We start from the raw sequence: 7372 nt of genomic DNA, 5'->3' as shown, positions 1-7372 counted from the left end.
AGTCTCCCTGGTCACGGTGCGCGGTCGTGATGGCGAGGTGGCCTGCTACCCGCTGGTGCACAACATCCACGAGAGCGGCATCCTGCGTCTGTCGGTGGCCAGCTCCGACCACCCGCTGCAGGCGCTGGCCGAAGACTATGCCCGCCGCGTGCTGGAGCAGCTCGACTACGTCGGCGTGCTGGCCTTCGAGTTCTTCGAGGTCGAGGGTGGCCTGAAAGCCAACGAGATCGCCCCGCGCGTGCACAACTCCGGGCACTGGACCATCGAAGGCGCTGAGTGCAGCCAGTTCGAGAACCACCTGCGCGCCGTGGCCGGCCTGCCGCTCGGTTCCACCGCCAAGGTCGGCGAGAGCGCCATGGTCAACTTCATCGGCTCGGTACCGCCGGTGGCCGCCGTCACCGCCCTGGAAGACTGCCACCTGCACCACTACGGCAAGGCCTTCAAGGCCGGACGCAAGGTCGGTCACGCCACCCTGCGCAGCGCCGATGCCGCGACCCTGCAGACTCGCATCGCCGCTCTGGAAGCTCTGATCCAGGACTAATGCCTTCCGCTCCCAGCCGTGGGAGCTCCTATCGGGCAAGCGGCTACCGCTTGCCCGATAGGGCGCTGAGGATATTGAGAAGGTGATTACCGTTCATTGGCTGAGTCGGCTACGGGGGTGGGCGCGCTCACCACAAAAACACCCAAAAAAGCTCCACCGAACGCAGCGAATGGCAAAGGGGTTGTGCCCAGCATGCCAAGGTCAAGCCGGCCACCGGTTGGCGTAGGGATTGAGCCGAGGTGTGGGAAAAAACTCATGCCATAACAGATGGCCACAAACAACAGTGCACCCCAAAGCGCGGCCAACAGCACTTTGGCTTTCTTGGGCCTTGGCCAAACAAATTTCAATGTTGGATTCCTCGAACTATTCAGTGGCCAATACGAAAACGCTTGCGAGCAACACGCTCCCGATCACCGCGATGAGCTTCAAAATAAATGAGCGTTTGTTGAAAGCCCAACTTCGTCTTCCAACAGCACACAAACGTCCAGTGCTGCCTTCTGCCTATTACCTTCCGCAGCGGCTATTGCCGCTTCGATTTTTGCTCGCAAAGTCATTTTTGAAATCTTTCAGTTTATTCGTTGGGGCAAGCCGCGCACCGGTACGAAGAGGCCACCAATAAAGGGAGCAAGCAATGATTTCCTATGTTGCCGGGGTGTCGAGGTTGAGCAGCCGATCAAGCTCCCGGCTCGCAGCGCGGAAACCGTCTTTGTCGTTTCGCGCAACAGCAATAAGTTCGAGGATGTCTTCTGCAAGCAGATCTGCATTACCCTGGTCTTGCTGGAGGCGTAACAGCAGCTTCTGCTTCAATTGTTCGGTAACCGGCCCGTGTGCGTATCGGTGACGTGTACTCATGGTGGATTTCCGTTGTTCGTGGAGCTGGTGGTGGACAGGGTGACTTGTCGCCCCGGGTGACAGCAGCCAGCAAGCCAATGGGCGCGCTAGCCTCTACTCCATTTTGTAGATGTCGGCCAGACCCTGGCTTCTGCCTTCATCCCAATCGGCAGCTTCCTGACCCCGATAGGGGGTTTCGTCTTCAAGCGAGTCATACCCAAAGGTGATGCCCTGCGTGTAGCCTTTTTGCCATGGCTCATTTTTCAAAGACTGTTCTTCTTCACTCATGACGGTTTCAACGCCACCACCGTTGTACTGCACATCCATCGGTAGTTTTCCTATCAGCTCTTCTTTCCGGCCTTCAGATGTACATTCAGCGCATTGCGCATGTACTGAACGGGTTCAGGCATCGGATTGCTCTTGCCAGGTTTGGTCTTGCGCTCATGCTTGGCATACTCGCGCTGGACCTTCTCCCAGTCCTTCGGATATTGGGTCTGGAACGCCGCCAAGAATTGCTCAAAGCTGAATCCAGCCTCCAGCGATTTCACTGTTGCCTGGATCTTCTCAGCCTTCTTCACTATTACGCTCATGCACAGCACTCCCTGGCATTTTAGCGGACGCGAAAATGGACGTCCCTCTACTGCCGCTGCCCAGCAGGTGCTGGGCTTGGGGGTATCGCGATTTCCCTGTTATTTCGACTGGCGGGCTATCACGGCCATAGCGTCGGCTTTGGAAAGCTCGGCCAGCTCTTGGCTCTTGGATTTCATCTTCAGATAGAAACGCCGCCCTACAAACAATGCTGATCCCATACGAGGGGACTCGTCGCCTGGATGGCATAAGCCAGCAAGCCCATGAGTATGCTGGCCAAGCCTCATCGTTACTTGCGTTTGGCCTGCTGTTCCACCTGTAGGGCGTTGCTCTGGACCAGTTGGTTGTGGCTATCAACTTGGATCTTCGCTTGCATCTTCTGCAAATTCAGCGATTCAGCCTGGACAGCTTGAATCTGAATCAGTGATACATTGATGGCTGCAAGCTGCTTATTCTGCTCGTCGATCTGAGCTTGGCTCGCGCAACCAGTTAGCGAGAGGATGACCATCGCCGCAGCGCCTAGGGCGATATGTGTTTTCATCGAAACGTTCCTTAATTCAGCGTTGGCCAGTCCGACGCTTCTATGTCCTCGGCCCCGGTTTTTAGGCCGGGGCATGTGTGTACTTGGTACGTTTTCCTTGAACTAGAATGTCCCGCTCTCAATCGCCGCGACGTCGGAGATATTCGGCGAAAAGAGGAACCGAGAAATCAAGGTAGCCGTGGTCAGTGCTGTAGATCATGCCTTTGGAAATGATGTTGGCCCGAGCCGGACCTAGCGATGATTGATCGCGTCCCATCTCCTTAGCAATACCGGACATGGGGTAAGGACCATCACCAAGGGCGGCCATCGCCATCACAAATTGGATTTCCGCCTTAGTAAGCCGGTCATACCGCACCTTGAAGAAGCCTTCATCAAGGCCGGCGAGGGTTTCAGGGTAAGCGCGCTCGACATCATTAAGTGTGATCCCAGGCCCAGACGCAACATCCCATGAGGTAGAACCCCACTCCTGCAAAAAAAATGGATAACCTTTCGTTCGAGCAAAGATAGAATCGAGAGCAGCATCCTCTATCGCTTCCCCTTCCTCCTCGACAGGTTTGCGCAAAGCAAGCTTTGCAGCCTCTTCATCTAGCGCGCCGACGGCTGGGTATTGGAACAGTCGCTCTGCGTAGGACTTAGCCTCGCCAGCCAACTTAGCAACCTGTGGAAGTCCTGCCCCAACCATAACCACAGGCAAACCACGCTGAGCCATTCGATGCATTGAAACAATCAGCGCAGACAAATCCTCTTCGGAGAGGTATTGAACCTCGTCCATGAGCAAAATCCATCCCCTGCCTGCCGCTTGTGCGCCCTCACCAATTACAGTGAATAGGTCTGGTAGATCGTGCTGCAGATCGCCGCTGTCTGCGAGCCCAGGCTCCGCGGCTTCAACACCGACTTCAACGCCACCAATGTCGATTTTGAATATCGAGGCGAAATTACGAAGGGCGCCCATTCCTCGACTAGCGATCTGCTTGGCCGCTTCGACTCCCGACAGAGAACGCAACACCCGTCTAAGCTCAGGATAAAGGAGAGAGGAGAGCGTGTTTTTCTCTGGAGCCTCAAGCTGAGATACGAGCATCCCCTGCTCCCTAGCAATTTTGCCGATTTCGTTGAGCAGAACCGTCTTACCTACACCTCGTAGCCCCAAGAGCATCAGCGATCGTGCGGGCTTTCCTTTCACCGCACGCCCGCAAGATATGCGGGCCATCTCCAAAATAGAGTCTCGACCGGCAAGCTCGGGCGGAGCAAAACCAGCCCCAGGTGCAAAGGGATTACGGTACGGGTCCATCACAACCTCGGATGAATATCGAAAGATAAGTAATGCTAACATTTTTTGCTAGCATAGCGTAGAGATCGATATGGTCACCACGAAGGGTCAGGCGCTGTTCTTCCTTGCAGCATTGGGACGCAATTAAACGCTAGCGACTCACAGCCTACAGTGCGAGCTCAAAAGCCCGCCGGATAACGACTTGATCAACGTTCAGGTAAGGCTTGCTGGGGTCCAGGCAGGAATGGCCTAGGATGGTCTGCCCCGTCTCCACGTCGCCGGTCGCAGCCAATATGCGCGAAGCCAGGGACCGCCGCCCACTGTGCGAGCTGCCGAGCTTGATCCCTGCCTACCAGTAAAGCCAGCTAGTTGCCTGCTGGAGCGCATCACAGGCCCGATACACCTCAGGGCCGCTCTCAAGCTTGCGCCGCTTGAGTGCCAACTCGAAAGCCCGCCCCTTGAGGGTCATCACCCGGCGCGAGGCGGGCCGCAGGCCCCGATACTCAACCTTTGAGCTGACGCCCCATCCTCGCCGTAGGCGCACGCCTATTCACTGCTTAGGGCTTCCCGGCCCTGCGCCAGCAGATCGCCAGAAATACCCCAGTGAACACAACACCGATGACGACGCTGGTGACCAAACGATCCTGGCCGACCGCTGCCGGCGTTGCGATCGGTGCCCCGAAATAGCCAGCAGTGAAGCCCAACAAGACGCCGCTGGAGATAAGCACCTGCTTTACGTTTCCGGTCCGCGCGTAAATCTGGGCCGTAATGAACAGCATCAGGATCAGCGGGATGGCCACGCTGGCGGCGAGCAGGAAAAAGGGATCAATCATTACGGTCCTGGCCGGTGGGTACTGGAGGGACGTTCTTGCGCCGGCGAAGCCTGCAGATTCTGCGCACGTCGCATCGCATCGTCAAAGTGCGATTGGCGGACCGCCCCACGCGGCTGATTCCGCGCAGCTTCGCGCTCACTGGCGGCCTTAACGAACTCGAGGCCTTTGTACAGGTGCGTAGTGATTGCCGCTACCGCCGGCAGCGTTACCAACGCCCAAGCTCCAGCGCCTTGTGCCTGCATCCCAGGCGACTGAAGATCCCCAGATAGTGCCCTTCCCATCAGCTGCGTAAGGGTGCTCGGCGTGGTCTTCCGGTAGGCATCGACGGCATCCTGGCCTAGGGAGGCGAGTAGGTCAGCCTGGTGCAGAACCTCGTGCAGGAGGCCCATCCCTACCAGGCCGATGCCGAAGGTAGCGGCAAGGCCGGCTGCGGCCCTGGGGTCTACCTTGGCCACCGTGGTGACGAATTTGTCGAAAATCTTCCCAGCTGACTGCTGGAGCCGATCCTGGATTGCATTGCTCATACCGACACCTCCACTCGCAGTTCATTTTCGATCAGGGTGCAGAACTCGCCGATTTGCCCCAGGGCAAGGCGGGTATCCGGGGTGTCCGGATAAGCCTGCGTCTGGCAGTCCGTGAGGAAGGCGGCATAGGTCAGCTGCTGCTTGAGGAGTTCCTGCTTGCATGCGTCATCCAGCACGGTCGTGCCTTGAACCAGGCGAGTGCAGCAATCCAGTCGTTCGATGAGTTCTTCCATAGGGCTATTCCTGAGTGGCTTAACCAAGGCGCGGTGCGCGTTGGACGGGAGAAGAGGTTTGCGGCTCGGGGGCAAAGTCGAAGGTGGCCTGGGCCTCCACGCGCAACCGAGCGCGAAGCGGTTCGCTTACGTCGGGTGCCGGTGTGTCATGGCGCTTCACGGTGGGCGCCGCGCGCGTCGAGGGGTACTGAACCGTCACAAGCTCGCCCAGACGCGCGCCCTGGACCGCACTGGCGCGATGCACGATGCCTACCCCGTTGCCGATATCCTGGATGGCACTGCCGAGCTCGAGGACGGTGATCGGGCCCACGTACTTCACGTTGGCCAACGGCTGCCGCAGCTCGGATACGGTCAGAGAAGCGGTCGACTTAATCTGGTCGGCGACCGCTTCGAACAGAGCGGCGGCGGAAGGTGGCTGTTCGCCGCTGGCCAGGGCGTAGATGCTCCGGCCGAAGGCTTCGCCCATGGCGACGATGGGATCACGCACGACGCTCTGGCCGAGCACCTCATGCGCAATCGTGTTGGCCAGGCCTTCGATCAGCCGGGGAGGGTGCTGTTTGATCCGGCTGTGTTCAGCAGGCGTCAACTGGCGGAGCAGATCTGGATTGGTAGGGTGAGCGATCTTGGGATCGGTTGAGCGGACCCGCGCATAGCCTTTGGTCACGGTGGCAATGCGAGAATCCTCGGGCCGAAAGATCTGCATCAGAAAGCCCTTGCCCGCGGCGATATCACGTGCCTGCTTGGCCTTGAGCCCCGCCATCTCGCTCCACAGCGGAGAATCATCCGGGATGTCATCCAGCACATCGGAGAGCCGGGTGGTGCGCTTCTCGGGGTACTGCAGCATCTCCCAATCGAAGTGCATCCCGTCGGTGACCGCGGCCATGAACCACCGCTCGCGCGCTTCCAGCGCGTTAAAGTCGCGACCGTTGAGCACGGTCTCGTGCGTGTTGTAGCCCAGGTCCCTGAGCTGCGAGCGAAGGATTGCTGCCGAGCCACTCGAGGCGAACTGCGGCACGCACTCGAGCAGGACGATCGCCGGGTTAACCCGGGCAATGATCACCAGAGCCGCAACGATGAGGTGTCCGACCTCGGGGTGCGCCTCAGGTACCGAGAGTCCGAGCTTTGCCCGGCCAGACTTGGACTGGCCGCTGCATGGGATGCCGGCCTCGGCGATCTCTACACGAGGCAGGCGCGCCATCGCGGCGTGGTCGAATGCCAGCTCCTGCATGGGAGCGGCCAGGGGGATAGTGTCTGGTGACCAGGCCTCGTTGCGCTGGCTCGCGTGCTGCAGTAGCTCCGGCCGAATGTCGTTGGCAAATGCGAGCCGTGTGGAGAGGCCCGCGCGCTGCAGGCCTTCGTGCAGCGAGTGCGTCATGAACCCTGCGCCGTGACTCAGGCTTCCTACACTCAGGGGCTCGTCGTTCTCCAGCTTGCGCAGGAGACGTGAGGTGCGTTCTTTCTTGCGCAGCTCGGCCGCGAGTGGCATCAGGTGGATCTGGCCATCGAACTGCACCAGGCGCACTGCGGCCATGCCGGCGAATAGCGCCAGTAGCTTCTCGGAGTTCAAATCGATGACCGGGACAGCCGCGTCCCCTTCTCGGCGGGCTGGCTTAGCACTGACGACACGCGATCCGTCCGGGTTGGCCGACAAGATGACCGAGCCATCTTTCATTCGGACCTCGTAACGATCGCCCGGCTTGAAACCGGCGGTGGCGAGCTCTTGGTGTTCTAACCAGATCCGGGGTTTACCGCGATTGCGCCCAACCTGCTTGACGAAATAGCCGCTTAATTCGCCCGCCATATACTCCACCTGATTATATTGCACCGTGTACAATTCAAGCGTACCACGGGTTCGGGTCGGTACGCATGCCTCAGGCACCGCGGGATCTGGACTATCGGCATTGAATCAAAGAGGTGTTGTGTGACGGCTACCGTCTTGCAGTTTCCCTATCGCCGGCTGAAGTCGGTTGCCACACGCACAGCCGCTGACTCAGCGCCGCTATCCTCGATCAGG

10 protein-coding genes are annotated in these 7372 nt (G+C 59.0%); 1 reads left to right on the top strand and 9 read right to left on the bottom strand.

The genetic code is table 11. The features are described 5' to 3' along the window. On the top strand, positions 1–541 hold a 541-nt coding region (locus OXS31_RS16765), incomplete at its 5' end, for an ATP-grasp domain-containing protein (protein WP_267400694.1). A 639-nt stretch (positions 542–1180) separates the two neighbouring features. Here the strand turns inward: OXS31_RS16765 and OXS31_RS16760 are convergent. From OXS31_RS16760 to OXS31_RS16720, 9 genes are all read right to left on the bottom strand, one after another. Further along, positions 1181–1393: a hypothetical protein gene (locus OXS31_RS16760; RefSeq protein WP_267400692.1), complete on the bottom strand. Its 213-nt coding sequence runs from the start codon at positions 1391–1393 to the stop codon at positions 1181–1183. A 93-nt stretch (positions 1394–1486) separates the two neighbouring features. After that, positions 1487–1699, bottom strand: a complete 213-nt coding sequence (locus tag OXS31_RS16755; protein ID WP_267400689.1) for a hypothetical protein — start codon at positions 1697–1699, stop codon at positions 1487–1489. A 14-nt stretch (positions 1700–1713) separates the two neighbouring features. Continuing rightward, entirely contained in the window at positions 1714–1962 is a 249-nt protein-coding gene (locus tag OXS31_RS16750) for a hypothetical protein (RefSeq protein ID WP_267400687.1), read from the bottom strand. Between the two features lie 287 nt (positions 1963–2249). Further along, positions 2250–2501: a hypothetical protein gene (locus OXS31_RS16745; protein ID WP_267400685.1), complete on the bottom strand. Its 252-nt coding sequence runs from the start codon at positions 2499–2501 to the stop codon at positions 2250–2252. A 118-nt stretch (positions 2502–2619) separates the two neighbouring features. Continuing rightward, on the bottom strand, positions 2620–3789 hold the full coding sequence (locus tag OXS31_RS16740; RefSeq protein ID WP_267400683.1) for an ATP-binding protein: 1170 nt from the start codon (positions 3787–3789) through the stop codon (positions 2620–2622). Positions 3790–4325: 536 nt separating this feature from the next. Continuing rightward, a complete protein-coding gene (locus tag OXS31_RS16735; protein ID WP_267400680.1) occupies positions 4326–4601 on the bottom strand; it encodes a hypothetical protein in 276 nt (91 codons plus the stop codon). Further along, positions 4601–5125 carry a hypothetical protein gene (locus tag OXS31_RS16730; protein ID WP_145155841.1) on the bottom strand — a complete coding sequence of 175 codons (525 nt, stop codon included), beginning with the start codon at positions 5123–5125 and terminating at the stop codon, positions 4601–4603. Before OXS31_RS16730 ends, OXS31_RS16735 begins: the two co-directional genes overlap by 1 nt. Further along, positions 5122–5358, bottom strand: a complete 237-nt coding sequence (locus tag OXS31_RS16725) for a hypothetical protein (protein WP_267400674.1) — start codon at positions 5356–5358, stop codon at positions 5122–5124. Before OXS31_RS16725 ends, OXS31_RS16730 begins: the two co-directional genes overlap by 4 nt. A gap of 19 nt (positions 5359–5377) precedes the next feature. Beyond that, positions 5378–7159 carry a DNA cytosine methyltransferase gene (locus OXS31_RS16720; protein WP_267400673.1) on the bottom strand — a complete coding sequence of 594 codons (1782 nt, stop codon included), beginning with the start codon at positions 7157–7159 and terminating at the stop codon, positions 5378–5380. Positions 7160–7372: the final 213 nt, after the last annotated feature.

Source organism: Pseudomonas sp. GM_Psu_1 (assembly GCF_026544185.1).
In the GTDB taxonomy this organism is placed as follows: Bacteria; Pseudomonadota; Gammaproteobacteria; order Pseudomonadales; family Pseudomonadaceae; genus Chryseomonas; species Chryseomonas oryzihabitans.
This window is presented reverse-complemented; position numbering and strand designations above follow the sequence as displayed.